At 45.5% G+C, this 24,868-nt stretch carries 26 protein-coding genes; 11 read left to right on the top strand and 15 right to left on the bottom strand.

All coding sequences use genetic code 11. The features are described from left to right. Positions 1-77: 77 nt before the first annotated feature. On the bottom strand, positions 78-419 hold the full coding sequence (locus tag BC343_RS00640) for a TfoX/Sxy family protein (RefSeq protein WP_078345786.1): 342 nt from the start codon (positions 417-419) through the stop codon (positions 78-80). Between the two features lie 136 nt (positions 420-555). Beyond that, positions 556-3,618: a GH92 family glycosyl hydrolase gene (locus tag BC343_RS00645; RefSeq protein ID WP_078345787.1), complete on the bottom strand. Its 3,063-nt coding sequence runs from the start codon at positions 3,616-3,618 to the stop codon at positions 556-558. 160 nt (positions 3,619-3,778) lie between these two features. Here BC343_RS00645 and BC343_RS00650 point away from each other — a divergent pair, with 160 nt between their 5' ends. Next, complete coding sequence (locus tag BC343_RS00650) at positions 3,779-4,372, top strand: TetR/AcrR family transcriptional regulator (protein WP_078345788.1); 594 nt, start codon at positions 3,779-3,781, stop codon at positions 4,370-4,372. 86 nt (positions 4,373-4,458) lie between these two features. Beyond that, the gene (locus BC343_RS00655; protein ID WP_078345789.1) at positions 4,459-4,899 is read left to right on the top strand and encodes a nuclear transport factor 2 family protein; all 441 of its coding nucleotides are present in this window, start codon (positions 4,459-4,461) and stop codon (positions 4,897-4,899) included. Between the two features lie 188 nt (positions 4,900-5,087). Here BC343_RS00655 and BC343_RS00660 read toward each other — a convergent pair whose 3' ends face one another. From BC343_RS00660 to BC343_RS00670, 3 genes are all read right to left on the bottom strand, one after another. After that, positions 5,088-5,867, bottom strand: a complete 780-nt coding sequence (locus tag BC343_RS00660) for an amidohydrolase (protein ID WP_078345790.1) — start codon at positions 5,865-5,867, stop codon at positions 5,088-5,090. Positions 5,868-5,923: 56 nt separating this feature from the next. Beyond that, positions 5,924-7,069, bottom strand: coding sequence for a methionine aminotransferase (locus BC343_RS00665; RefSeq protein ID WP_078345791.1), 1,146 nt, complete (start codon positions 7,067-7,069; stop codon positions 5,924-5,926). Positions 7,070-7,140: 71 nt separating this feature from the next. Continuing rightward, positions 7,141-7,485: a hypothetical protein gene (locus BC343_RS00670; protein ID WP_078345792.1), complete on the bottom strand. Its 345-nt coding sequence runs from the start codon at positions 7,483-7,485 to the stop codon at positions 7,141-7,143. Positions 7,486-7,612: 127 nt separating this feature from the next. Between BC343_RS00670 and BC343_RS00675 the strand changes: the two genes are divergently transcribed. The 5 genes from BC343_RS00675 to BC343_RS00695 all read left to right on the top strand — a co-directional run bounded on the left by BC343_RS00675 (position 7,613) and on the right by BC343_RS00695 (position 11,520). Next, on the top strand, positions 7,613-8,581 hold the full coding sequence (locus BC343_RS00675; protein ID WP_078345793.1) for an ABC transporter substrate-binding protein: 969 nt from the start codon (positions 7,613-7,615) through the stop codon (positions 8,579-8,581). After that, entirely contained in the window at positions 8,581-9,447 is an 867-nt protein-coding gene (locus BC343_RS00680; protein WP_078345794.1) for an ABC transporter permease, read from the top strand. Before BC343_RS00675 ends, BC343_RS00680 begins: the two co-directional genes overlap by 1 nt. Beyond that, positions 9,444-10,193 (top strand): ABC transporter ATP-binding protein, encoded by a 750-nt coding sequence (locus tag BC343_RS00685; protein ID WP_078345795.1) that lies wholly within the window; start codon positions 9,444-9,446, stop codon positions 10,191-10,193. The genes BC343_RS00680 and BC343_RS00685 overlap by 4 nt, the downstream gene beginning before the upstream one ends. Before the next feature lie 36 nt (positions 10,194-10,229). Further along, positions 10,230-10,475 (top strand): hypothetical protein, encoded by a 246-nt coding sequence (locus tag BC343_RS00690; RefSeq protein WP_078345796.1) that lies wholly within the window; start codon positions 10,230-10,232, stop codon positions 10,473-10,475. Positions 10,476-10,998: 523 nt separating this feature from the next. Then, complete coding sequence (locus BC343_RS00695) at positions 10,999-11,520, top strand: hypothetical protein (RefSeq protein WP_078345797.1); 522 nt, start codon at positions 10,999-11,001, stop codon at positions 11,518-11,520. 53 nt (positions 11,521-11,573) lie between these two features. Here the strand turns inward: BC343_RS00695 and BC343_RS00700 are convergent, their stop codons facing one another. Beyond that, a complete protein-coding gene (locus BC343_RS00700) occupies positions 11,574-12,872 on the bottom strand; it encodes a PQQ-dependent sugar dehydrogenase (RefSeq protein WP_238381683.1) in 1,299 nt (432 codons plus the stop codon). 291 nt (positions 12,873-13,163) lie between these two features. Here BC343_RS00700 and BC343_RS30910 point away from each other — a divergent pair, with 291 nt between their 5' ends. From BC343_RS30910 to BC343_RS00720, 3 genes are all read left to right on the top strand, one after another. Next, complete coding sequence (locus BC343_RS30910; protein ID WP_156088730.1) at positions 13,164-14,072, top strand: hypothetical protein; 909 nt, start codon at positions 13,164-13,166, stop codon at positions 14,070-14,072. A 116-nt stretch (positions 14,073-14,188) separates the two neighbouring features. Beyond that, a complete protein-coding gene (locus BC343_RS00715) occupies positions 14,189-14,776 on the top strand; it encodes a Crp/Fnr family transcriptional regulator (RefSeq protein ID WP_078345800.1) in 588 nt (195 codons plus the stop codon). Between the two features lie 100 nt (positions 14,777-14,876). Then, positions 14,877-15,647: an SDR family NAD(P)-dependent oxidoreductase gene (locus BC343_RS00720; protein WP_078345801.1), complete on the top strand. Its 771-nt coding sequence runs from the start codon at positions 14,877-14,879 to the stop codon at positions 15,645-15,647. Positions 15,648-15,739: 92 nt separating this feature from the next. Here BC343_RS00720 and BC343_RS00725 read toward each other — a convergent pair whose 3' ends face one another. The 7 genes from BC343_RS00725 to BC343_RS00755 all read right to left on the bottom strand — a co-directional run bounded on the left by BC343_RS00725 (position 15,740) and on the right by BC343_RS00755 (position 19,427). Continuing rightward, entirely contained in the window at positions 15,740-16,690 is a 951-nt protein-coding gene (locus tag BC343_RS00725) for an aldo/keto reductase (RefSeq protein ID WP_078345802.1), read from the bottom strand. A 1-nt stretch (position 16,691) separates the two neighbouring features. Further along, positions 16,692-16,922 carry a hypothetical protein gene (locus tag BC343_RS00730; protein WP_078345803.1) on the bottom strand — a complete coding sequence of 77 codons (231 nt, stop codon included), beginning with the start codon at positions 16,920-16,922 and terminating at the stop codon, positions 16,692-16,694. Between the two features lie 113 nt (positions 16,923-17,035). Next, entirely contained in the window at positions 17,036-17,251 is a 216-nt protein-coding gene (locus tag BC343_RS00735) for a hypothetical protein (protein WP_078345804.1), read from the bottom strand. Between the two features lie 235 nt (positions 17,252-17,486). Next, positions 17,487-17,909 (bottom strand): c-type cytochrome, encoded by a 423-nt coding sequence (locus BC343_RS00740; RefSeq protein ID WP_078345805.1) that lies wholly within the window; start codon positions 17,907-17,909, stop codon positions 17,487-17,489. Then, complete coding sequence (locus BC343_RS00745) at positions 17,906-18,553, bottom strand: SCO family protein (protein ID WP_078345806.1); 648 nt, start codon at positions 18,551-18,553, stop codon at positions 17,906-17,908. Before BC343_RS00745 ends, BC343_RS00740 begins: the two co-directional genes overlap by 4 nt. Next, positions 18,550-18,960: a hypothetical protein gene (locus BC343_RS00750; protein WP_078345807.1), complete on the bottom strand. Its 411-nt coding sequence runs from the start codon at positions 18,958-18,960 to the stop codon at positions 18,550-18,552. Before BC343_RS00750 ends, BC343_RS00745 begins: the two co-directional genes overlap by 4 nt. Next, complete coding sequence (locus BC343_RS00755; protein WP_078345808.1) at positions 18,957-19,427, bottom strand: DinB family protein; 471 nt, start codon at positions 19,425-19,427, stop codon at positions 18,957-18,959. The genes BC343_RS00750 and BC343_RS00755 overlap by 4 nt, the downstream gene beginning before the upstream one ends. Before the next feature lie 537 nt (positions 19,428-19,964). Between BC343_RS00755 and BC343_RS00760 the strand changes: the two genes are divergently transcribed. Continuing rightward, a complete protein-coding gene (locus tag BC343_RS00760; RefSeq protein ID WP_078345809.1) occupies positions 19,965-21,317 on the top strand; it encodes a GH1 family beta-glucosidase in 1,353 nt (450 codons plus the stop codon). On the opposite strand, the gene BC343_RS00765 is transcribed toward BC343_RS00760, so the two are convergent. Next, positions 21,285-23,429, bottom strand: coding sequence for an ATP-binding protein (locus BC343_RS00765; RefSeq protein WP_078345810.1), 2,145 nt, complete (start codon positions 23,427-23,429; stop codon positions 21,285-21,287). The genes BC343_RS00760 and BC343_RS00765 overlap by 33 nt on opposite strands. Before the next feature lie 80 nt (positions 23,430-23,509). Continuing rightward, positions 23,510-24,691, bottom strand: coding sequence for an acyl-CoA dehydrogenase family protein (locus BC343_RS00770; protein WP_078345811.1), 1,182 nt, complete (start codon positions 24,689-24,691; stop codon positions 23,510-23,512). Positions 24,692-24,868 lie beyond the last annotated feature (177 nt).

Raw genomic sequence — 24,868 nt, forward strand, 5'->3', positions numbered from 1 at the left:
TTTTGCGGGCGGGTGGGGAAAGTAGCGCGGGGTTTCTTCTGCCGGGGTAGTTGATGGCGCTATTTTGCAGACATGTTTTAAGCTTTTTTCTTCTTGCTGGCCTTTGCCACTTTGTTATATTCCAGCGCTTTATTTATCCAGTTATCAAATTCTCGTTTGTCGTTTAGTGCGTCTTCGTGTACAAAAACGTAGCCTTTGGCAATTCGTTTTTGTTGCTGCATAGGGCGTACGCCATCCATCTCCAGAGCCTCTTCAAAATCATCAGGGTTAATGCGGAACAGGGCCTCCTCTTTGTTTACGCAAATGCAAAGCTTATCATCAACCATAAAGCATATACCGCCAAACATTCGCTTTTCATAAATCGGCGATACATCCATCAACGCTTCGCGGATACGGTTCAAAAGGGCTTCGTTAACCATATGGGAATGAAATTCTAAATACTAAAACCTAAATTCTAAAAAGAGGTTGCCCTCTAAGCTCTAAGCTCTAAGCTCTAAGCTCTAAGCTCTAAGCTCTAAGCTCTAAGCTCTAAGCTCTAAGCTCTAACCTCTAACCTCATTCAACCGTTATTTCATCAGCAAAAATATACGATGGGCTGCCCTTGCTTTCGTGCCAGTCGGGCAGGGGGCCATATTGTTTGGCTATTACTTTTATGTAGCGGGCTTTTAAGTTTAGGGTTGCTGTAAATTCCTGGGTTTGGGGTTCAAGGTTCTTTATATCCACTTTGGTATTTACCGTGGCGGCTAATTTGTAGTTTTTGCCATCGTCGGATGTATAGTATTGCACCACCTTCGGGAATACTATCCACGAGCGGGTATCCTGCAAAGTGCCGAGGCTTAGCTTTTTCACCGGTTTTACTGCTCCCATGTCTATTACCGCTTCAAGGTCTTTCCCCTGGTAGCCCTGCCAATTGCCCAGGCGCCAGTTGGCTGTGCCGTGTATGCCGTTTATCAGGCTCTCATCGCCCTGTGCCGAATAGCTTGGTAAGTATTTGTTGGCAAGCGTTAGCTTAAGGTCGGCGCGTATTTTGGTGAAGGTGGCTTCGTCAACAAAGCTGCTTTTGCCATCCCTTGCGGCTATAGCTTTCACGGTTGTGTTCACCAATATGGGTATAGGTTTATCGTATTGAGCCGATTCGGTTGTAGGCGTGGTGCCATCCAGTGTATAATATATTTTAGCAAGGCTATCTATACATTGTATTTTAATATCAATAGTGCTTTTAAACGTTTTGGTACCCGCTACAATGTATGGGTTGGGCACTATAAGCTCATCTTTAATGGCCGATGTGGGTTTCTCCAGCTCTTGCACAAAAAGTTTGTTGGCTATACGGCCGGTAAATACTTCAAAGGTGCCGCCTTTCTCGATGGTTTCGTAATTGATGTAAAGCTTGTTGTAAATCTTGCCGTCGAGGTTTAGCCCTTGTAAAAAATTATTGTCGCGGCTTACGGCTGCGCCTGTGTTGCTGATGTTGAAACGCTTGCCATTCTCGAGGCTGATGATGATAGATTCGAATTGCGGTACACCCACCTGGAACTGCTGCTGCCCCGGTGCAATGTTGTATATACCCAGTGCACTCATCACATACCAGGCCGACATTTGCCCGCAATCTTCGTTGCCCGATAGCCCGTCGGGTTTGTCGCTGTATTGCTCGCGCAGTATTTTATTTACGTAGTACTGCGTTTTATCTGGTGCGTTGGTAAAGTTGTACAAGTAGGCAATGTGGTGGCTTGGCTCGTTACCGTGGGCATACTGGCCTATTAAGCCCGTAACATCCGCCTGTTCGCGGCCGCTTAGTTTGGCATCGGTGGTAAACAGCTCATCAAGCTTTATTTCCAACTCTTTTCTGCCGCCCAATACTTTCATCAGACCTTCCACATCCTGCGGTACCAAAAAGGTATACTGCCATGCATTACCTTCGGTGTAATTGTTGTTTATTTCGGTAGGTTCGAATGGGCTATACCAACCACCGTTATCGCGCGCCTGCATAAAGCCGTTCTCGTTGTTATAAACGTTTTTCCAGTACTGGGCGCGCTTGATGTATTCGGCGTAGTCGGTTGGCTTGTTCAGCATTTTCGCCATTTGGGCAATACACCAATCATCGTACGCATAATCCAATGTCTTGGCTACCGATTCGTGTTCTTTATCCGCATTTACAGCACCTGTTGCCCTGTAATTATCCAAACCGAACTGGTTACGGTTTACGGCTGCTTTCATGGCTGTAAAAGCAAGTTCGGCATCGAAGCCGCGTATGCCTTTGGCGTAAGCATCAACAATTACGGGAATGGCGTGGTTACCCACCATGCAGTATGTTTCGCTGGATGCCAGCGGCCAAATAGGCAGCAAGCCGCCCTGCTCATACATGGCTAAAAATGATTTGATGAAATCCAGCGTACGTTGCTTGTCAATTAACGACAGCAAAGGATTTTCTGCGCGGAAGGTATCCCATAGCGAGAACACCGAATAGTAAGTGAAGCCATTGGCTTGATGTATCTTTTGATCGAGCCCGCGGTACTGGCCATCAACATCGGTAAAAACGTTGGGTGCCAGCATACAATGGTATAGCGCCGTGTAAAATATCACTTGTTTGCGATGAGCGTAATCAGGAAACGGGTTTTTCTTGCTCGAAGAATTGCTGTATGGCCCCATTTCCTGCATTTGTGGCCTTGGTGGCGCACCGCCCTCTACTTGTATCTTGTTTAGTTCGCTATTCCAGGCGGTTTTGGTGGCTTTGTAAATATCTTTAAAATCGAAATCGGGCACCTCTTCGTCCAGGTTTTTTAAAGCGCCCTCGGCACTTACTGCCGATATCCCCACTTTGCTTATCACATTGCCGGGGTTATCAAACTGCACGTACATCTTCACATTTTTGCCCTGCACTTTGCTTTGTCCATCCTGCAGTTTATCATCCAACGCAATGCCATAAGTTTTAAAAGGCTTGCTGAATTTGGCGTAGAAGTATACCGATTGGTCGTTAGCCCATGATTTGGAACGGCGGAATCCGCGTATCTCATGGTCGTTCACCACTTCTATCCACGAATCTAATACTTCATCGCGGTGCTGCAGGTCGATGATGATATTGGCCTTATCTGTTGTTGGGTAATCGTATTTGTGCACGCCGGCGCGGGTGGTGGCGGTAAGTTCAACCTCGATGTTGTATTTGTTGAGCTTGGTTTTGTAGTATCCTGCCGTTGCCTCCTCATTTTTTTTACTGAAGCCCGAGCGGTATTCGGTGTTCTTCAGTTTAGGCTCGCCCGTGGTAGGCATAAACAATATGTCGCAATAATCGGGGATGCCAGTACCGCTTAAATGCGTATGCGAAAAACCATAAACGGTAGTATCACTATAATGATAGCCGGATGAACCATCCCAACCCTCCAACCGGGTATCCGGACTAAGCTGTACCATACCAAAAGGTGCCACAGCGCCGGGATAGGTATGCCCGTGCCCGCCGGTTCCAATAAATGGGTCTACGTATTGGGTAAGCTCTTTTTTCTTAAGCGGCTTTTCTTTTTTCTCCTTTTTTGGCTTCTCCTTAGGTTTTTCGGTTTCCTGCGCACGGGCAGCAACAGCAAAGTTTAAGGCAGCCAATAATAAAACACCGCGTAAAATCAATCTCATCTAACAGATCCGTTATAGTTTGTGTGATAACGCAAAATAGTAAGAATTATTGGTTGGGGAAGACTAAGGGGGAGTAAGGTTGAAAAATGTCATGCTTTTGTAAGATATTGAATAAAGGTACTTTGAATTAAATATTGTTTGACAAATTTGTCAAACAATAATGGCGATAAAAGATAGCAATACAGAACAATTGATAAAAGATACCGCAAAGCGAATATTTTTTGCAGAAGGGAAGCTACATGCTACTACCCAGGATATTGCCGATGCCGCCGGAGTTAGTCGCACATCTCTTCATTATTATTTTCGGTCGAGGGATCTGTTATTGAAACAAGTTTTTAACGACGCGCTCACCGGCTTAACAAAGCAATTGTATGCATTGATGGAAGCCGAAATGGATTTTAAAGAAAAGATACGACAGTTGATCGATCTGTTTTTAACAGAGACCATTGCATTCCCGTACCGAGAGATATTTTTGATAACGGAAATGCTTGACGGTGATGCTGATATATATGTACAAAAAGAAAAAGGCGCAAGTAAAATGGCCGCGTTTTTAAAACAAATAGAAGCAGAGATGGAAATGGGTACCATTAGCAAAATGGATCCTACTCAATTTATGATGAATATAATGGCCCTCAATTCTCATCCGCTAGTAATGAGGCCGCTACATAAACAAATGTTCAACCTAACCGATGCCGAATACATGAAAAAGATGGACGAACGAAAAAAAATTATTTGTGACCTGATACTAAAATAAATTTTTTTGTCCCGATATTGACAAATTTGTCAAACTTAATTGTAAAATATAATTATCAATAATACAAACAACTAAAATTTAACAACATGAAAACAATTTTAACGATCGCTGCGATTCTATTTGCTTTCGCAGCTCATGCGCAAACTGCCGCCGAAAAAGAGATCCTCGACCTATCTAAGGCTAAATTTCGTTGGCAGATAGAGCGTAAGGTTGATTCGCTCGCGGATATGTTTGATGATAACCTGGTTTTTGTGCATTCTAACGGAATGACAAGTGATAAACAGAAAACGCTTGACGGACTTAGGAACGGATTCCCTATCTACAATACTACGGATGTGAAAGAAGCCTCTGTTCGATTTTTTGGAAAAACAGCCGTATTGATCGGTCAGGCATATTTTGAACTCACCATGAACAATGCAAGGTCATCTTACAACTTGGTGTATACTGAAGTCTATCAAAAAACAGGAAAGAAATGGAAACTGATCGTGAGGCAGGCGGCATCATTACCACCGTCGCCAACTAAATAGGGGCTTAAGCGAGGGCAGATTTGACAACTTTTTAAAAGTTGTCAAATCTATGTAGGGGCACAAGCGCAGTAGTGAGCTTGCAAAGCGGCTAAACGCTGTGGCTACTTGTATGATGGGGTCCTGAACCAAGTTCAGGATGACGGTAAAGCTTCATCTGCACATTTTAAATTTGCACATCTGCACATCGATCAGTCGTCCAGCGTAAACCTGTCCGCATCTTTCAAAAACGGAAGCGCACGGCGTATTTTCTTAACCTCGTCATAAATGATGGAGAAGGTATACAGGTCCTCTTCGTCGCGTTTGTAGTATACCACGTCGCCGTTAGGGCTAATGCAGGTAGAATCGCCGGAGTGGTATACCTCATTGCCATCGTGGCCTACGCGGTTAACGGCTATTACGTAGCTTTGGTTCTCTACTGCACGGGCAGGTATAAGGGTGCGCCAGTGCAGGGCGCGGCGTTCGGGCCAGTTGGCTACTATCAGCAATACATCATAGGCTTCATCAACATTGCGCAACCAAACGGGGAAACGTAGGTCGTAGCATATCATGGGGCATATTTTCCAGCCGTTTAGTTCAACAATAAGCTTGTCGGTGCCGGCGGTGTAGGTGTTATGTTCTTTACCGAGGGCGAAGAGGTGGCGTTTGTCGTAATATTCGTGTGTACCATCGGGGCGCATCCATACCAGGCGGTTGTAGTATTTGCCGTCCTCTTTAATTATCAGGCTGCCGGTTACTACGCATTCGTACTTCTGTGCCGTATCGTGCATCCATTGCATGGTTTTGCCGCCCATTTCTTCGGCAAGGGTTTCGGCGTTCATGCTAAACCCGGTATTGAACATTTCGGGCAGGATAATAAGGTTAGTTTTTTCGCGTATGTTGGATAATTTAAGCGAGATATTCTGTAGGTTTTTATCAATGTTCTCCCAAAATAAATATCCCTGAAATACAGTAACTTTAAGATTATCCATAGTAGAATTTAGTGTTTTAAAGGCTGATAAATGTATACGTAAATGTTTACTAAAAGTTAAACTTTCAACAATCTATCAACGGCTTTATCAATGGTTTCTTGCCTTTTGGCAAAACAAAAACGCAATACATGCTTATCGTTCCCTTTGCGGTAGAAGGCCGAAACAGGTATAGATGCCACCCCGATCTCTTTGGTTAAACGTATGGCATAGTCGGCATCTTTCTCGTCGGTTATAGCATCGTAAGTAACTGATTGGAAGTATGATCCGGCGCAGGGTAACAGCTTAAAACGGCTGCCTGCAAGCCCCTCCCTAAAGTAATCGCGTTTCTGTTGGAAAAACCCGGGCAGGCTCAGGTAGGTATTCTCGTCTTTAAGGTATTCGGCAATGGCAACCTGCATGGGCGTGTTTACGCTGAACACCAAAAACTGGTGTATCTTCCTAAACTCGGCCATCAAATAAGCAGGGGCAAGGCAGTAGCCCATTTTCCAGCCCGTAGCATGAAAAGTTTTGCCGAAGGAAGATACAATGAAGCTGCGTTGTTGCAGTTCGGGGTAGCGTGCCATGCTTTGGTGCTCTTCGCCATCGTATATCAAATGCTCGTATACCTCGTCGCTCAGTATCAGTATATCCTGATGTTTTATCAGAGCGCTTAATTCATCAATATCCTCCTTGCTTAAAATGGTTGCGGTAGGGTTATGCGGCGAATTAAGAATGATCATTTTGGTTTTACCGTTAATAAGGCGTTTCACCATATCCCAGGCAATGCGGTAATCGGGCGGGTCCAGCTCCAATGATTTTACAACGCCGCCCATCAATTTTATGGCAGGGGCATAGCAATCGTAGGCCGGCTCGAAGATGATCACTTCGTCGTTAGGGTGTATCACAGCGCTTATAGCAGTGAAGATGGCTTGCGTAGCGCCGGCAGTAACGGTTATCTCGGTATCGGGGTTATAAACGGCACCGTATAGTTTTTCGGTTTTTATGGCTATCTGCTCGCGTAGGGCCATCAGCCCCGGCATAGGGGCGTATTGGTTATAGCCCTTTTGCATGGCCTTGCTAACCAAGGTAATTAACTCCGGCGAACTATCGTAATCAGGAAAGCCCTGCGACAGGTTAATAGCGCCAACTTCGGCTGCCAATGCCGACATTACCGTAAATATTGTGGTGCCGGTTTGAGGTAATTTTGATATAACAGGTATCATCACTGGCTAAAATAGCCAAAAAACCTTCGGCATAACCAAAAATTTGTAAAAGCTTATTCGTTTGGGTTGTTTCAGGCCATCTGCATCTCGGGTATTTCACCCGTCACTATCTTACGCAATTCATCAAAAAATAGCTTATAGGGGGCATCTATCACGTTCACCATATCAAGCGACGACAGGCTTACGTATACAGTATTGTTTTTAATGTAAACCGTGTAAAGGCCCTTTACGCGGTTGTTGTTGCGGTAAACAAATTCGGCAATACCCAGTTGATAATAACTACCCGGCGGATGGAAGATGATACTGGTATTGTTGATGTGATAAATTTTGCCCGATAGCTTTGAAAGGGCCGCGTTCGTCCTATCCGTAAGCCTGGGGTTGGCTTCGTTGACAAGCATTTTGTATAAAGTTGCCATAATGAGAAGGGGTTAAGGGATACTGTCAAATATACAACTTTTGGGAATATTAAAACTCTTTTTTAACATTTTTTTTGTTTTACTTAATTATGCCAAAAAAACCACACAGTATATTTATTTTTGATACATGAGGACACCCAAATTACTCCGCATTTTATTATTTCTACCGTTAATTATTTCCTGCACATCAAATAAAAACAAAGTACCTGTTGTTGGTTTTGTTGATGCTTTTGAGGATGCCACTATTGCCCAGGCTAAGGATGGTTTTGTTGCCGCGCTGAAAGCTAATGGCTTTAGCGAAGAACAAAAGAATATCGAAATAAAATACAGTAACGCGCAGGGGAGTATACCCACACTGGCTACCATTGTAAACCAGTTCGTGTCGCAAAATGTAGACCTGCTGGCTACATCAACCACGCTATCCACCGTGGCGGCCATTCAAAAAACTAAAACCATCCCGATCTTCCAAATGGTATCGCCAACGCCGGAGCGTATGAAGGTTGCAGATGCGCAGGGTAAAGGCCCGGCCAACTTGTTTGGAACAATGGAGGAGTTAAATTATATAGATACTTCTTTCGCTATCATTCCAAAACTGTTAAAGCCCAAAGGTGCACAGTTAACCATAGGGATGATATACAACCAAAGTGAACCGCAATCTGCCGATGCACTGGCGCGTATACAAGGGCTTGCCGCAAAGTTGAATGTTAAAATAGTAGCACTTCCGTTAAATTCATCTGCCGATGCACAACTGGTAACGCAAGCGTTGTTGAGCAAGGGTATAGATGCTTTTTTTGCCAATCCGGATAATACTGTTTTCGCCGCCTTTGAAACCATCCTGAAAAGCTGTAACGAACATAACGTGCCCATTTTTACCAGCGAGGCGGGTTTGGTGCAGCGTGGTGCGGTAGCGGCCTTTGGTGCTGATATTTACCAGTGGGGTTACCAAAGCGGGTTGCAGGCCGCGCAGTTCCTGAAAACACACAAAACCGACGGACTGAAGCTGGAGATGGTGAAAGTGCGCAAGCGCGTTTATAACCAAGTCGCTGCCAAAAAATACAACATTGCCATACCGGCCGATTATACCGCTGTAAAATAATGGGGCTTTACTTAACCGCTTTATTGCAGGGGCTTTGTTTTGCGGGGATAGCCTTTGGCATATACATCTCCATGAAGATATTCAACATCCCCGATATAACTACCGATGGCAGCTACACCCTCGGCGGCGTGGTAACGGGCGTTATGCTCACAAGCCACCAGCCGGGCTGGTTTATCATGCTTGCTGTGATAGGGGCAGGGGCGGCTGCGGGAGCGCTCACGGGCATCATCCACACTAAACTGAAAATTAATGCCCTGCTGGCGGGGATACTGGTGATGACGGCGCTGTACTCGGTTAACCTCACCATTTTGGGGCGATCGAATATGCCTTTATTGAACCTGCCTACCTTGTTCTCTGCCTTAAATATCTTAACCGATCCTAACCAAAACTCGCTAATTATCCTTGCGGTATTTGTAGCTGCACTTACGCTTATTATTGGTTACTTATTGAAGACCGATTTCGGCATAGCCATGCGCGCCACAGGCAGCAGCGAGCAAATGATACGCGCATTGGGTGTAAATACGGATAGAATGAAGATAATCGGCCTGGCTATTGCCAACGCTTTAACGGCGCTTAGCGGATACCTAATAGCCCAGTTTCAGGGCTTTGCCGATATCAGTATGGGGATAGGCGTGGTGATCATCGGCCTTGGCTCGGTTATTATTGCCGAAACTATTATCAACTGGTTGCGCATTACTTCGGTATGGCTCAGTTTGGTGCTGGTGCTGGCGGGGGCGGCAATATTCCAGTGGGTATTGGCATTTACGTTGGATATTGGCGTTAACCCTAATATGCTTAAAGTGGCCACATCGGTTTTTGTATTGATTATTGTGGGCCTGCCACGTTTAACCTCCCGCAACGCATGATAGAGCTAATGAACATCAGCAAAACGTTTAACGCGGGGAAAGCTAACGAAGTGAAGGCATTGCAGAAGCTAAGCCTGAATATAGAAGAAGGAGAGTTTGTGGTGATAGTTGGTGCTAATGGCTCGGGCAAAACAACTTTGCTTAACCTTATGGCTGGTACAGTAATACCCGATACTGGCAGCATTACCATAGCCGGAAACGATGCTACTAAACTGGCCGAATATGGCCGCAGCAAATGGATTGCCCGCATTTTTCAGAACCCGCTGCTGGGTACCGCTGCCGACCTGAGTATTGTAGATAACTTTCGACTGGCAGCCCTGCGCACCAAAAGTAAAGGACTAACCATTGGCAAAAATGAAGCCTTTAAAAAACAGGTGCAGGAAAAAATAGCCACCCTGGGCATGGGGCTCGAAAATAAAATAGAACAACCTATTGGCACACTATCAGGCGGGCAACGGCAGGCGCTTACCCTGCTGATGAGCGTGATGGACGAATGCAAGATATTACTACTTGACGAACCTACGGCAGCCCTCGACCCACGCTCTGCAGAAACGGTTATGCGCACTGCCGAAGCCTTGATAAAGGAATATAAGCTAACCGCTATACTGGTGACACATAATTTAAAAGATGCCGCACAGTACGGCAGCCGCATTATTCAAATGGGTGAGGGAGAAGTGCTAAAGAATATTTCGGCTAAAGAAAAAGCTAAACTGAAACAGGCCGAATTGTACGAGTGGTTCGGTTAAAATTTTTGGCAAAGTAATTGTATAGCTTTAATTACTATGAAAAACATTACTTTCCAAAACATATCCGACTCTTACCAACTGGTAAGCGGCGCAAAAATAAAAAGCAAAAAATATGACGAAGTGTATGAGCTGGGTGCTTATGATGGCAACAAACGCGGCTATACCATGTACGCCTTCGAGAACGGCTTGCGCTTTGACGACTTCGCCGTAATTATCTCCGAATACGAACTGATGGACAATTACCAGATAGAGGTAGTAAAAGCCAACAAACTGGCAGCGTAAATTTCTGAATCAGAATTTACAGAATTTTAGAATTTACAGGATGTATTGTGTTGAGTGTGGCGTGCTCATATAACAAAAGTCATGCTGAAATCTTTTCAGCACCCCATCATACAAGTAGCCACTATAATTAGACGGCTCGTTGCTCTGCGTCTTGGAAAGGCGAATATCCTGCGTTTCTAAAACATATCGGTTCAGTCAATCCAACATCAGTATAATTCAAAAAAAATCCTGTAAAATCTCTCAATCCTGAAATCCTGTCAAAAAATCACGCCCCTCACTGCAAATCGTGTTGCATAATTCCCTCATCCTGTTTATCTTCGCGCCATAAATAATTACTCCGATGCTATTTAATAACTCATACCGCACCACCATTATGCTGCCCATGGGCACGCAGCGGGAGAGTTTTGCATCAAGGATCCACTTCTCTTCATAGTACTCCGGCTTAAATCGGAATAATCAAATTTTAATTTCTTACTGAAACAATGCCTTTTGGTATTTGCCTTAGGCACACCATTTTATTTTTATGGACACTTATTATACTATTGAAGAAAAGTATTTGCAGGCTGTTGATGAGCTTTCGTATGGCGAAACGCCCAAAGCACTCAATTTGCTTAACGCGATAATTGCCGACGATGCTACTTACGCCCGCGCGCACCATCAGCTGGGTAAAATATATTACTACGATCTACAAGATTACCAAACTGCAGGCTTCCATTTTAAAACCTGTATGCAACTGGAGCCCTCGTTTCCTGATAATTACTACCATTATTTAAGCCTGGTGGTATTCCTTAAAATGGAACGGCAGGTTGCTGCGATCGCGGCAAAAGCGCTGGAGGTTCCCGGGGTGGGTATTGATGAGGTTTATGGCCTGCTGGGCCTTTTTGCCGAAAAAAATATGGAATGGCAGAAAGCCTTACAAGCTTATCGAAATGCTTATATGGCATCTACTGATAAATCTATGCACGATGAATACAAAGAGTCCATCGTGCGTGTAAAAGATAAAATGCAGCAGCGTGATGCCTACGTATACACCTTGGCCGAATAAAAAAAGAGCGGTTGGCTTTTATGGCCAACCGCTCTTTTTGCAAATTTCAAATGTTACTTCTTATAACTTATCTTATAAATGGTCCCTTTAACATCATCGGTTACATATAGTGAACCATCGGGGCCTTGTGCTAAACCGCAGGGGCGGTGTGTAGCAGCACCTTTTGCGGTATTTTCTGCCGAACCCGAAAAGCCATCAGCAAATACTTCCATCGGGCCATCGGCTTTACCATCTTTTAACGGTTGGAATACTACAAAGTAGCCTGCCTGTGGTTCAGGAGCGCGGTTCCACGAACCGTGGAAGGCGATGAAAGCACCATTCTTATATTTCTCCGGGAACTGGCTGCCGGTATAAAACAGCAAACCGTTAGGTGCAAGGTGGCCCGGGAAGGCTGCGGCAGGGTCAATAAATTTACTGTCGCCTTCTTTTTTACCATCGCCGCCATATTCGGGCATTACAATTTTCTTTTTCTGCTCTTGGTCGTAGTATACATAAGGCCAGCCTGCATTATCGCCTTTGTTCATCGCAAACATACACTCGGCCGGTAATATCGACGATTGCTTTTCGGTGTAAAGCGCAGGCCAGTTATCGTGCAGTTGGTCGCGGCCATGTTGCATTACAAAAAGCTGGTTGCGGGTTTTGTTCCAGTCCATACCCACTACATTGCGTAAGCCAGTTGCGTAGCGTACGCCGTCTTTATAGGTTTGGTTAAGCTTATCGGCTTTAAATTGCCATATACCGGCAGCCGAATCGAGAATAGGGCAGCCCTGCTGGCCCGGCGATTCTTTCGTACGGTCTTTCACCTGGCAGGAGTTAGAGTAGGCACCTATGTTTACATACAGGTTACCTGCATCGTCCAATAATATCGCTTTGGCTTCGTGCTGGTGGCGTGCCAATAAGCCGGTTACTATCTTTTCGGGTGCATCGGGGTTTTCTACCTCGTTGTTTGCGTTCAGTTTAAAACGGTATACTTCTTCGTCAGACGAGGCATATAAATAGCCATTCTTCAAATAAATGCCCGTACCATCAAACGTACCAAAGGATTTTTTTACCTCGGCGGCACCGTTGGCTTCAGTTAAATATAATATACCTGCATTACCACCCGCGCTTTTGTGCTTTACGTAAATGCCGCCTTGCGGACTAATGGCAATATGCCTTACGCTGCCCAGATCGTGTGCAATAACTGCAGCAGTGAAGCCCGCCGGAAGGGTAAGGTTTGCAGCGGTATCTGCTGCGGTGGTGTCGGCTTTTTCGGCGGTTTTGGTTTTATCGCCGTTGCAAGCCGTAAACAGCAGCCCGAACGATGCCATTGCCACCAGGGGCAAAAGCCTTAGAGGTTTGAGAGTTTTCATATAGTGGTTGTGAGTTTTACCCAAATTAACTTATAATACAGCGTATACCGAAATGTGTTTGAGACCTCGGAGCAACAATTTTGTTATCGTAAAGGGTATATTTTTTATGGCACAGGGCGATATAACAAATTGCTAAATCGTTTCTTGTTTTTAGTTATTGAAATATTATATCGATTTTAATTCAGTTAATAAAATTATATTTTGCGTGTGTTTTGGTATGTGATATTATCGTTTATTGGGATTAAACCTTGGTTTAGATAGCACGTCATAGATGTATAAAATTTAAACGCGATGAAAAAGATATATTTATTATCGGCAATGGTTTTAGCCGGTTTGTTTGCCAACAAAGCTGAGGCCCAAATATCCATACATATAGGCTTAAATATTCCCCCAAGGCCGGTGTACGTACCCGCACCGCAACCCGTTGTTTATGACGACGTTTTTGATGACAGCGATGACTACTACTACCTGCCCGAGGTTGAAGCTTACTACAGCATACCACTGCATTGCTACTTTTATAACGACGGCAGCCGCTGGATACGCGCACAATACTTACCAGGCGCATACCGCAATTACGATTGGCGTACCGCTCGCAGGTTCGAGGTTCGTGGCCGCAGGCCATACATGAACCACGACGTATACCGTGGCCGCTGGGGTGGTAACCCCTACCGTGGCGACTGGAACCGCCGCAACAACGATTACGCCAACCGCGGCGATTATGGTAGAAACAACGGCGGAAACTGGGGCCGCAACGACGACCGCGGCCGTTACGGCCGTAACGACAACCGTGGCTGGGGCGACCGAAACGATAATCGTGGTAGCTGGGGCCGCGGCAAGGACCGTGACGATGACCGCAACAAAGGCGGCTACAACCAACCCGACAGAAACCAGGGCGGTGGCCGTGGTGGCTGGGGTGGCCAAAACGGTCAGCAACAATACCCTCAGCAGCCATCAAACGGTGGTAACCAGGGCGGCCAACACGGCGGCTGGGGTGGCCAGCAAGGCGGCGGGCAGCAACAACAACCTTCACAGCCAAGTAATAATGGCGGCCAACATGGCGGCTGGGGCGGCCAGCAAGGCGGCGGTAACCAAAACGGCGGAGGCGGGCAGGATAGGGGCAACCGTGGCGGTGGCCAAATAGCCCAAAACGACAGACCAAGCCCAAGGCAAGGTGGCTTTATGCGCCCCGGGCGGTTCTAAAAAGCAATATCCCTAACATATATAAATGAAGAGGCTGTATCATACATCATGATCAGCCTCTTTTTTTTACAAATGAACGGCAATACCGTACATCGCAAAATCAGTAATTTTATATTATGAATGATTTTGATTCGATATTAAATAACATCAGCCGTTTTATACAACTCGGACAATCAGAAACAGATGAGTTTATTTCGCATCTGAAAATTGTTCGCATTAAAAGGAAACAACAAATTGTACAGCCTGATTTTGTTTGTAAATACCGAACGTATGTTGTTTCAGGTGCTTTGAAAGCTTACATCATCGACCCTGAAGATGGCCAGGAACATGTTATAGGCTTGGCTATTGATGACTGGTGGATCTCTGATTTTTCGAGTTACATTAACCAGAAGCCTGCCACTTTTTTTGTGGAAGCGGTAGAAGACTCCATAATCATACAGCTGAGCTTTGAAAATGAACAAAAGCTATATGATCAGATTCCCAAGTTTGAACGTTTCTTCAGGCTGCACGCGCAACGCACAGCAGCTGGTATGCAAAAAAGAATGTTATCGAGCATCAGTAAAACTGCGGAAGAACGGTTTGAGGAATTGTCGGGCCGATACCCAAAATTTCTGTTGAAATTCCCGCAATATGTAATTGCGTCTTATTTAGGTATTACCACCCAATTCCTTTCCAGGATCAGAAATAATCGCTCGAAAAGTTAATGTAGTTTCATTATTTTTTGTAAAGTAGTAGATTTTCTGTAGTTGCCATTTGCCACAGTTTTGTACTGTCAATATTGACAAAGAAAATTGATAAAAAACAATGAAAAAATTAGAAAATAAAGTAGCCGTAATTACTGGTGGCAATAGCGGTATAGGCTTTGGCATTGCAGAATCATTTAAAAATGAAGGTGCAGTGGGTTCCATTGTAGGCAGGACGCAAGCCACCATAGATAGCGCAGTTGCCCGCTTAGATGGGAAATTCATCGGTATCCGCGCCGATGTTACCAAATTGGACGATCTCGAAAGTGTATTTAAGGAAACTGCCGATAAGTTTGGTAAGATAGATACGCTTGTTGTTAACGCGGGTGGCGCAGTAGAAGGCAATAAAATGGGCTCCGTTGCCGATATAGGCGAGGCCGATTTTGATGCTTACATCAACCTTAATATAAAGAGCGTTTATTTTACTGTGCATAAAGCACTGCCTTACATGAATGATGGCGGTTCTATCATATTAATAGGGTCGATAGCCGGACATCGCGCATTTCCCGGAATGTCGGTTTATGGCGCATCGAAAGCAGCGGTGATCTCTTTTGCGAGAGGATTTTCTTTGGACCTTTTGGACAGAAAAATCCGTGTTAATACTTTATCGCCGGGTACTATCGAAACACCTGTATTTGATAAGTTTATTCCCGAAGGACAAGTTGATGCCGTTAAAAAGATCTGGACGGATCTGATACCGGCAGGGCGCATTGGCGAGCCATCCGATATAGGCAATGCTGCCGTATTCCTGGCATCTGATGAATCGAGTTTTGTAGTAGGCACCGAACTCATATCAGACGGTGGGGTTACTAATATCACAATGTTTAAGTAACAACTGAGTGCAAATTCAGGATACAATTAATTACCGAATATATAATAAAAGCGGCCTCCCGAAATTCAGGAGGCCGCTTTTGTTTTGGACTATTAGTAGCTGCTTGCTGTAGTTAACAACTCGATTGCCTCCGGACTGAGGTTTAAATCGGCGGCTTTGCCAATATCGTTGAGTTGCTGCACGCTGGTTGCGCTGGCAATTGGCCCCGTTATACCCGGCCGTGCCATAACCCACGCCAGTGCTACGGCTGCTTGCGTGGTATTGTATTCGCCGGCTACCTTATCCAAAGTGGCCAATATTTTATAGCCACGCGGGTCGAGGTATTTTTTGATGCCGCCACCACGCGGGCTTTTATTTAGGTCGGCTTCCGAGCGGTATTTACCGGTGAGGAAACCACTGGCCAGCGAAAAGTAGGAGATAACCCCCACATTGTTTTCGCGGCAAAGCGATTCGTATTGCTTTTCGTAATCTTCGCGGTTGTATAGGTTGTATTCGGGCTGCAGGCTTTCGTAACGGGCAAAGCCGTTGGCCTTGCTTACCTCCAAAGCTTCGCGCAGGCGTGGGCCGCTGTAGTTAGATGCACCAATGGCGCGTACTTTACCCTGTTTTATCAAATCGCTAAAGGTTTCCAGTGTTTCTTCCAGCGGAGTATTAGCATCATCCTCGTGCGATTGATACAGGTCGATATAGTCGGTCTGCAGGCGTTTTAACGAGTCTTCTACAGCACGGGTAATGTAGGCTTTTGATAAGCCTGTTTTACCTTCGCCCATAGGTTTCCCCACTTTAGTCGCAATAACAACTTTATCGCGCTTGCCGCCTTGCTTAAACCAGTTGCCAATAATGGTTTCCGATTCGCCGCCCGTATGCCCCGGCACCCAGGTAGAATACATATCAGCCGTATCTACAAAATTAAAGCCGCCATCAATAAAGGCGTCCAAGAGTTCGAACGAAGTTTTCTCGTCGGCCGTCCAGCCAAAAACGTTGCCGCCAAACACAAAGGGGTGTACAATTAACCCCGACTTTCCTAATTCTCTTTTTTCCATATCAGCTATTTACAGTTACGGGTATTTGCGCTACCAATTCTTCTATCCAGCCGCCAAAGTAAGGCTCGGTGCCGGCAACGCGTTCCCATTTGCCTTCGGCATTTTTTGCAATAATAAGCTGCAAACTACCGTCGAGCGAATTAAATTCATAAGCGCCGCTGTTAAGGCGGGTTGCAATACCGTTCACCTCGCTATCCGAGCCGGTAAGCACCGCATCAAATTGTTGTTCCATAATACGTGTTTTATGTTTTAACAATGAGGGAGGGGTTGTGTTTGGATGGTGAACATTACCGACCGGTTATTTGGCATCTAAAAGCCTTTTTCTAAAATAAATTCATCCGCCGCTCATTTGCCGCTGGGCTGTTGTTTTTCGCGAGTTTCTATTTTTTTAGGGGCACTCAAGAGGGCTTCGCCGTTTTGTGGCACCAAAAGAACCAAAAGTGCTTTCAGCAGAAATGCTTCTTTGCCGCACTGGCCTTCGCCCTGCAAACCGGGCAGAACCACGAGCTGGGAAAATTTGCCCTTTGCTTCGCCGCTTCGGTCCCGCGCTTCAGCAAACATTCCCTATGCCCTTCCCGCCCGCAAGCCCACCACGTTCTGCCCGCTTTCGCCCGAAGCTCTTCTGCTGACGTTCTGAGGAAATTCGTTGCAATAAAAATATCGGGAAATCCTAAAATCAAGAAGATCAGGGTTCAGAAAATGCGGTAGGGATAGGAGCGAATACCGGCCACTGAGCGTAATGCCTGCAGGCGTATGAGCGCATAGCCCGGTCCGCTGAATAGCGGGACCGCCCTAATTACTTACAATCTTCTAAATCTTTTGCCACATCATCAGATGTAACCACGCCGGTTTTATTGCCGAAAGAATTGTTCACGTAAGTAAGTATCCCGGCAATATCTACAGGGGGCAAATTATTAGCCGGCATTTTTGATACGTAGGTTTTACCGCTAACCCTAAGTAGCTCGTCGGTTAAACCTAAGTTGACGATGCAAGCCAACCGGTGCTTGTTTTTTTGGAGGAAAGCAGCATCGGTAAGCGGGGGCACCAATGTGCCGAGGCCTTCACCTTTTGCGCCGTGGCAGTTTTGGCAATGGCTTTTGTAGAGGCGTTCGCCGGCAAGGTAATAGCGCTTAAATTCCAGCTCGGCATCGCTGGTGCAGGATGCGATAATACCACAGCAGATCAACACAAGCAAAGTTAAGGCGGCGCTTAGTTTCATTGAGCTATTTCGGTATTTGTTTCGGCGCGCAGGGTCTTAATATCGGCAATCAGGCGGGCAACTTCTTTTTCGTCGGTACCATCATAACTGCCGCGTATGCGTTTTTGCTTATCAATCAAAATAAATAAACCATCATGAATAAAAAGCTCTTTAGCGCTTTCTTCGGGGCGGCGCACCAGGTAACTGGCCGATAAGTTGTAGATATCATCCTTTTTGCCCTGCAGCAACCACCAGCTGTTACCGCTGATGCCCAAGCCGTCGGCATATTTTTTCAACACAGCAACGCTATCGTGCTTAGGGTCGATGCTGTGCGAAATGATCTTGAAGTTGGGCACGTTTTTGTACTCGTTATACACTTTAAGCATATTGCGGTGCATAATTGGGCAAATAGAAGGGCAGGTGGTGAAAAAGAAATCGGCCACATAGATATCGCCATTCAGGCTTTTTTGTGTGATGCTGTCGCCGTATTGGTTTACAAATTTAAAATCAGGGATGGTTTGGTAAATGGTATCAACCACCTCTTTGCCATCTTTAGTAACGGTTTTGGTATCGCGGTTGCCGTAAATAGGCAGGGTAGCCTGTTCGCTATTGCGGCAAGCGGCAAATAATATGATCAGGCCCGCGAGGGTAGTTAGCTTCCTCATTTCTTCAATGATTTTTTGTAGTTATTAGTTGTGGCTATGGCGGCGTCAAAATCTTTATCGATAGCCTTTATCTTTTTTTTCTGGTCTTCGAGGTAAGCCATTATCTCATCGTGGCTTTTGCCTTTGTTCTCAGCATCAAATTTATGCATCCAGTCTTCCATGCGGGCATCGGTGCTATCGAGAGTTACTATCAATTTTGCGGCAGCTGCTGTATCGGCAGGAGGGAGCGTATTGTTTTTCAGGAGGGTATCCAGCTGGATTTTTGCTTTTACCAGCTGCTCTTCTTTGGCCATTACGCTATCGTGTATGGCAATTACTTCATCAAGCAGGGTTTGCTCTTGTTTTTTAGTATCGGTACAGCTAAAAAGAAGCATGGCCGAAAACGCGGCCGCAAGTATCTTTTTCATATGGTGGTTTTATGTAAGTCGCGTATGTATAAAACGTAATCGAGCGGTGGCAATTTGGCACCCAGTTGTTTAACCTGTTGCCCTATTTGTGCGCGGTGGTGCGTGCCATGGTTTATTACATGGGCCAGTATATCGGCAAGGGTGTTCTCAAAACCGTCGCCTTTGAGGGTTTTGTAGGTAATAACTTTATCGAAATCCTCCGGTTGCAAGGTTTCTATATAGACCAGCCAGTCGGTTTCGTTTTGAGTGATGATGCCCGCCATTTCGGTGCTTTCCTTATCCGGCCAAAGCGGGCCGGGAGGAGCGGGGAGGCCCTGGCAGCGTTTAAGCCATATTTGCTGTGCTGCCAAGAGGTGCGCCATCCAGCCACGGGCTTGCTGCGGTTCGCCGTATTGTGCTATCAACCCGTTCATCTGCCGGTTAGCCCAGGCATCGTAAGTAAACAAACGGGTAAAATAGTTTTTCATGGTGGCAAAAGTAAAGATATGGAGACGAATGCCACGAATTGAATAACACGAATTTTACGAATTGAGGCGAATTTCACGAATTGATCTCGATAAGGGGTGGTGTTGTTTTTTGAGTGAACACTAATTTTTTCTAATTATGCGAATTACACGAATAGAAAACCTGGTGAATTTTAAACTCGAAACGTCGATCTGTGAAATTCGGCTCAATTCGAAATTGTTCGTGTTCACTCAAAAGAATAATGGAGAGATAAGCTCTTATCTGTGAAATCAAATAAAATCGGTGGAATCTCAATAATCTTAACCTAATCATAACATAAACAACACGATAAGCACACACAAGGCCGGTATACTTGTATAAACCAAAATATAAAAGGCCATGAAACTATTCAGCAAGATTACCGCCATAGTGAATGAGATTCGCGAGTATTTCTTTTTAAGAAGCATGCGCTCATCTTTTAAACACTAATAATTTTTTGCGAAAGCGTTTCGCAGATACAATTATAATGTACATTTTGGGTCCTCCATCAGCTCAAATTAATGGCATCTGAACTAACCGGACAAGAACTGGATAAGAAACTTTTTGGCGACGATTTTGCCTGGGGGGTATCTACCGCCGCCCTCCAAACCGAAGGCTCTTGCGATATTGACGGCAAGGGTGCTTCTATATGGGATACCTTCTCGGCTAAAAAAGGCAAAATACTCAACGGCGATAAACCCACCATCGCTTGCAACTTCTACGAGAATTATAAAGAGGATATCGACCTCGTAAAGAAGCTCAATATACCAAACTTTCGTTTCTCTATTGCCTGGCCGCGCATTTTACCAAAAGGCGAGGGCGAAGTAAACCAGGCAGGGATAGATCACTACCACAAGGTGATAGACTATTGCCTTGCGCAAGGCGTAGAGCCATGGATAACCCTATACCATTGGGACCTTCCCCAGGCACTGGAAGACAAGGGCGGCTGGACCAACCGCGACATTATTGGCTGGTTTACCAACTACGTACAAATATGTGCCGATGCATTTGGCGGTAAGGTAAAAAACTGGATGGTGATGAACGAGCCGGCCGTATTTACCGGCGCGGGTTACTTTTTAGGCATACATGCCCCGGGTCGAATGGGGCTGAAGAACTTTTTGCCTGCTGTGCATCACGTGGTGCTTAGCCTTGTGGCAGGAGCTAAATTATTGCGTAAAGCTCTGCCGGATATTAATTTAGGTACTACTTTCTCTTGCTCGTACATTGAGCCTTATTCCGACAAGCCGCGCGATGTTGCGGCCGCCAAACGTGCCGACGCTTTGATCAATCGTTTATACCTCGAACCCATTTTGGGCCTGGGCTACCCAACCGAAGTGGCCGCTATTAAAGGCGTACAAAAGTATTTTAAGCCCGGGGATGAGCAGAACATGAGTTTCGATTTCGACTTTATTGGCTTGCAGAATTATACCCGCGAAATTGTAAAGTACTCGTTCTTTACGCCCTATATTGGTGCCAAACTGGTTAAGGCCGAAGACCGTAATGTGGAGCTAACCGATATGAAGTGGGAGGTATACCCGCCCTGCATTTATCATATGCTGATGAAGTATAACAGCTATGCTAATATGCCCAAGATAATAGTAACAGAAAACGGTGCGGCTTTCCCTGATAAGGTTGAGGACGGCGAGGTTAACGACACTAAACGCGTTAACTACCTGCAAACCCACATTGCACAGGTGTTGAAGGCCAAGCAAGAAGGCTGCAAAGTACACGGCTATTTTGTGTGGACGCTTACCGATAACTTTGAATGGGCCGAAGGGTACCACCCGCGGTTCGGGCTGATACATATCGATTTTGAGACGCAGAAACGTACGGTTAAAGCATCAGGCCACTGGTACGCTAACCTGCTCGGGTAATTGGTTAGATAATTCGATACCGGGGGCGGGAAGGCTTACTAAGAAAGTAGCGCCGCCACCGGGACTGTTTTCAAACCATATTTTACCGTTGTGCTTCTCCACAATTTGGCGGCAGATAGAAAGGCCCAACCCGAACGATTTTTCGCCATCTGTACCGGGGCGTTGTGCGCTGGTGAACATATTAAACACCTGGTCTTTCAGCTTGTCGGGTATACCAATGCCATTATCCTGAACAGAAATGATCAGCGCATCTTTAGCTGTTGCCACTTTTACCTTAATAGTTTCGCCGGTGGGGCTGAATTTAATGGCGTTACTGATGAGGTTGCTGATAACGCGCCACATTTTTTCGCGGCTTACCAGCAATTCCTGTTGCTTGCTTAGCGGCTCCATTAATATGGTTTGGCCCTTCTCTGCCGCCTTAAAGCGCAGTAACTCTACACTGTTGTTTACCAACGAGTTTATCTCTACCATCTCCACATTCAATGGCACGGTGGCATTATTGGTAGCCTCTAATATTTCGTTAATAAGCTCCAGCGAGTTTACCGATGTTTCTTTTACCAGGTTAATAAGTTCCTTTTGGTCGTCGGTATAATCATCGTCGGCCATCATACTGGTGAGCGATGCAATGCCACCTATCGGGTTGCGCAGATCGTGCGCTACGGTACGTAAAATACGGTCTTTTTCCTGGCTGCTGGCGCTCAATTCGTTTAGCGCGTTTTCTAATACGTGGTTTTGTTCGTTTATCTGTTGGTTTAGTATGTTAACCGTGAGCACATCTTTTTTAGAGCGTTTCCAGTTGCGGTACACCAGGAAGATGATGATGGCCGCCAGTACTGCAATCAGTGTAACTGCATAAATGTAGATCACCTGCAGCTTATTATCGTTGCTTAGCAAATCAATCTCGTGCTGCTTTTCGTAATTGGCCAATTGCTGGTTCACATCGCTTTCCATCAGCAGGGCGGCTCGGCTCATTAACGAATCCTTAAGTACATTATAGCGTTGAATATGCGTTAGCGCGCTCTTCAGGTCGTTCTCTTTAAAATAAAGGTTACCCAGCAGGCGGTGGTAATCAGCCTCAGCATCGGGGTTGGGGATAGTGTCCAGTTGGCCGCGAAGATCGCCCAGCAGGGTTTTAAGTAGCCCGGTTTTGTCTTGTTTAAGGTAAAGGTTGCCCAGCTTTACTTCGGTAAGTTGCGCATCGCGGTTGTCGTACCTCGGCTTCAGGTTTATGGCTATGCTTTGGCGCAGCATATCTATTGCCCTGGTGGTATCTCCTTTTTGGATGTAAACTTCGGCCTTATTACCGTAAATAACGCCACGAGCCATCTCTATATGCAGCACCCTATCGGGGAAGGCGGGTGCGCTGCTGTTTACCAAAGCCAGTGCCTTATCAAAGTAAACGATGGCGCTATCGTTATCATTATTATGGCGATAGCTTAACCCAATGTTGTCCAAAAGTTCCTGCCTGCGGTAAAAAGATACAAAGTCTTTTGTGACGGAATAGTTTTCTACTTTATTTTGTAAGTAGCTATCCTTAAAGTAATTGGCGGCCAATTTATAGTGCCCTTTTTTATACATGATCATACCCATGCGGTATGTATAATCGCCAAGGGCCGCCAAATTCAAATAGTTTTTGCCCGTGAGGTAGCCTTCGTAGTAATTTTGATAGGCATCGGTATATTGTTTCAGTTCGAAGTATGAGTCGCCGCGGGCAAAGGCAGCTTCTGCATAAGTCATCGAATATTGTTTGGGGTTCACGCTGTTTTTGGCCACCATTACCATGCTGTCGGCATATACCAGTGCCTTTTGGTAATCGTGCTTTAGCTTTTGTTGAATAACGTAGTGGAACGCGTAGAACCTGAATTTATCATTTATAGTTGGGTGGGCCAGTTTCCTGAAGGCGGAATCGAGGAAATGCGCGGCAGCATCAGGGTTATTCAAGCCCCAAATTTTATCGGCACGCGCCTGCACTGCCAAATATTCTTCGGAATAGTTACCGTTATCAACGGCCTTTTTTTTATCGCTACACGCTGTTATCGTTAGCGTTAATAAAATAAGCCACCAATGCCGCAATAATACTTTATAGGCAGAATACCTGGGGTTGCGTATCAATGTTTTTAGGGTAAGTTAAACACTTATCAACAAATATAATATTCGGGAGAATATTTTACCTATAAAACAACCCTAAATAATCAACTAAAGGCGTTTTCTCCGGTTATATCCATCCCTGTTATCAACAAATGAATGTCGTGTGTGCCTTCATACGTAATTACCGACTCAAGGTTCGCCATATGTCGCATTATTGGGTATTCTCCTGTAATTCCCATGCCGCCGAGTATCTGGCGGGCCTCGCGGGCTATGTTTATAGCTGTTTCAACACTGTTACGTTTGGCCATTGATATCTGCGCAGGAGTGGCGCGGTTTTCGTTTTTAAGCAAGCCCAAACGCCAAACCAATAGTTGCCCTTTGGTTATTTCGGTTATCATTTCGGCTAATTTTTTTTGTTGCAGTTGAAAGCCTGCTATCGGCCTGCCAAATTGCACACGCTCTTTGGCGTAACACAGGGCGGTGTCGTAACAATCCATAGCTGCGCCTAATGCACCCCAGGCAATACCATAGCGTGCCTGGTTGAGGCAGCCCAGCGGCCCTTTTATCCCCGATACATTTGGTAGCAGGTTCTCTTTAGGTACTTTAACATTATCAAAAACCAACTCGCCGGTGGCTGATGCACGGAGGCTCCATTTATTATGTGTTTCGGGGGTGCTGAAGCCTTCCATGCCGCGCTCCAATATCAGCCCGCGTATTTTGCCTTCCTCGTCTTTTGCCCACACAATGGCAATATCGGCAAAGGGGGCGTTTGATATCCACATTTTGGCACCGTTGAGCAGGTAGTGGTCGCCTTTATCTTTTATATTGGTTACCATGCCGCCGGGGTTGCTGCCATGGTCGGGCTCAGTAAGGCCGAAGCAACCCATCAGTTCTCCTGATGCAAGCTTCGGCAGGTATTTTTGTTTTTGCTCTTCAGAACCATACGCATAAATAGGGTACATCACCAATGAGCCCTGTACCGACGCGGTGGACCGGATGCCCGAGTCGCCGCGTTCTATTTCCTGCATAATAATGCCATAGGCAGTGTAATCTAATCCTGCGCCGCCGTATTGCTCGGGTATGGTAGGTCCAAAGGCACCAATTTCGGCAAGTCCTTTTAAAAGATGTTTAGGAAACTCGGCTTTTTGGGCGTATTCTTCTATAACGGGGCTTACTTCTTTCTTCACCCAATCGCGCACGCTTCGGCGGATAAGTTTATGCTCTTCCGATAAAAATTCATCTATCTGGTAGTAGTCGGGGGCTTCATATAGATCAGTTTTAGCCATGGTTTTATATATTGGTTTCGCCCAAATATATACAGGATTTGGATATTAAAAACCTTGTTTTTGATAGGGTGGGGGCGGTTTTTGGTAAAAAGTAGGTTTAAACGATTTAAACATAGATTTTGATGAGATTTTATTGTTGAAGTTTTTTAACAGGATTAAGGGATTGATGGATTTTAT

It is taken from the genome of Mucilaginibacter pedocola, from assembly GCF_002013915.1.
In the GTDB taxonomy this organism is placed as follows: domain Bacteria; phylum Bacteroidota; class Bacteroidia; order Sphingobacteriales; family Sphingobacteriaceae; genus Mucilaginibacter; species Mucilaginibacter pedocola.

What these genes read in the sequence shown, in the direction of transcription:
- BC343_RS00640 (WP_078345786.1), bottom strand. Translation starts at nt 419, where the DNA reads ATGGTTAACGAAGCCCTTTTGAACCGTATCCGCGAAGCGTTGATGGAT.
- BC343_RS00645 (WP_078345787.1), bottom strand. Translation starts at nt 3,618, where the DNA reads ATGAGATTGATTTTACGCGGTGTTTTATTATTGGCTGCCTTAAACTTT.
- BC343_RS00650 (WP_078345788.1), top strand. Translation starts at nt 3,779, where the DNA reads ATGGCGATAAAAGATAGCAATACAGAACAATTGATAAAAGATACCGCA.
- BC343_RS00655 (WP_078345789.1), top strand. Translation starts at nt 4,459, where the DNA reads ATGAAAACAATTTTAACGATCGCTGCGATTCTATTTGCTTTCGCAGCT.
- BC343_RS00660 (WP_078345790.1), bottom strand. Translation starts at nt 5,867, where the DNA reads ATGGATAATCTTAAAGTTACTGTATTTCAGGGATATTTATTTTGGGAG.
- BC343_RS00665 (WP_078345791.1), bottom strand. Translation starts at nt 7,069, where the DNA reads ATGATACCTGTTATATCAAAATTACCTCAAACCGGCACCACAATATTT.
- BC343_RS00670 (WP_078345792.1), bottom strand. Translation starts at nt 7,485, where the DNA reads ATGGCAACTTTATACAAAATGCTTGTCAACGAAGCCAACCCCAGGCTT.
- BC343_RS00675 (WP_078345793.1), top strand. Translation starts at nt 7,613, where the DNA reads ATGAGGACACCCAAATTACTCCGCATTTTATTATTTCTACCGTTAATT.
- BC343_RS00680 (WP_078345794.1), top strand. Translation starts at nt 8,581, where the DNA reads ATGGGGCTTTACTTAACCGCTTTATTGCAGGGGCTTTGTTTTGCGGGG.
- BC343_RS00685 (WP_078345795.1), top strand. Translation starts at nt 9,444, where the DNA reads ATGATAGAGCTAATGAACATCAGCAAAACGTTTAACGCGGGGAAAGCT.
- BC343_RS00690 (WP_078345796.1), top strand. Translation starts at nt 10,230, where the DNA reads ATGAAAAACATTACTTTCCAAAACATATCCGACTCTTACCAACTGGTA.
- BC343_RS00695 (WP_078345797.1), top strand. Translation starts at nt 10,999, where the DNA reads ATGGACACTTATTATACTATTGAAGAAAAGTATTTGCAGGCTGTTGAT.
- BC343_RS00700 (WP_238381683.1), bottom strand. Translation starts at nt 12,872, where the DNA reads ATGAAAACTCTCAAACCTCTAAGGCTTTTGCCCCTGGTGGCAATGGCA.
- BC343_RS30910 (WP_156088730.1), top strand. Translation starts at nt 13,164, where the DNA reads ATGAAAAAGATATATTTATTATCGGCAATGGTTTTAGCCGGTTTGTTT.
- BC343_RS00715 (WP_078345800.1), top strand. Translation starts at nt 14,189, where the DNA reads ATGAATGATTTTGATTCGATATTAAATAACATCAGCCGTTTTATACAA.
- BC343_RS00720 (WP_078345801.1), top strand. Translation starts at nt 14,877, where the DNA reads ATGAAAAAATTAGAAAATAAAGTAGCCGTAATTACTGGTGGCAATAGC.
- BC343_RS00725 (WP_078345802.1), bottom strand. Translation starts at nt 16,690, where the DNA reads ATGGAAAAAAGAGAATTAGGAAAGTCGGGGTTAATTGTACACCCCTTT.
- BC343_RS00730 (WP_078345803.1), bottom strand. Translation starts at nt 16,922, where the DNA reads ATGGAACAACAATTTGATGCGGTGCTTACCGGCTCGGATAGCGAGGTG.
- BC343_RS00735 (WP_078345804.1), bottom strand. Translation starts at nt 17,251, where the DNA reads ATGTTTGCTGAAGCGCGGGACCGAAGCGGCGAAGCAAAGGGCAAATTT.
- BC343_RS00740 (WP_078345805.1), bottom strand. Translation starts at nt 17,909, where the DNA reads ATGAAACTAAGCGCCGCCTTAACTTTGCTTGTGTTGATCTGCTGTGGT.
- BC343_RS00745 (WP_078345806.1), bottom strand. Translation starts at nt 18,553, where the DNA reads ATGAGGAAGCTAACTACCCTCGCGGGCCTGATCATATTATTTGCCGCT.
- BC343_RS00750 (WP_078345807.1), bottom strand. Translation starts at nt 18,960, where the DNA reads ATGAAAAAGATACTTGCGGCCGCGTTTTCGGCCATGCTTCTTTTTAGC.
- BC343_RS00755 (WP_078345808.1), bottom strand. Translation starts at nt 19,427, where the DNA reads ATGAAAAACTATTTTACCCGTTTGTTTACTTACGATGCCTGGGCTAAC.
- BC343_RS00760 (WP_078345809.1), top strand. Translation starts at nt 19,965, where the DNA reads ATGGCATCTGAACTAACCGGACAAGAACTGGATAAGAAACTTTTTGGC.
- BC343_RS00770 (WP_078345811.1), bottom strand. Translation starts at nt 24,691, where the DNA reads ATGGCTAAAACTGATCTATATGAAGCCCCCGACTACTACCAGATAGAT.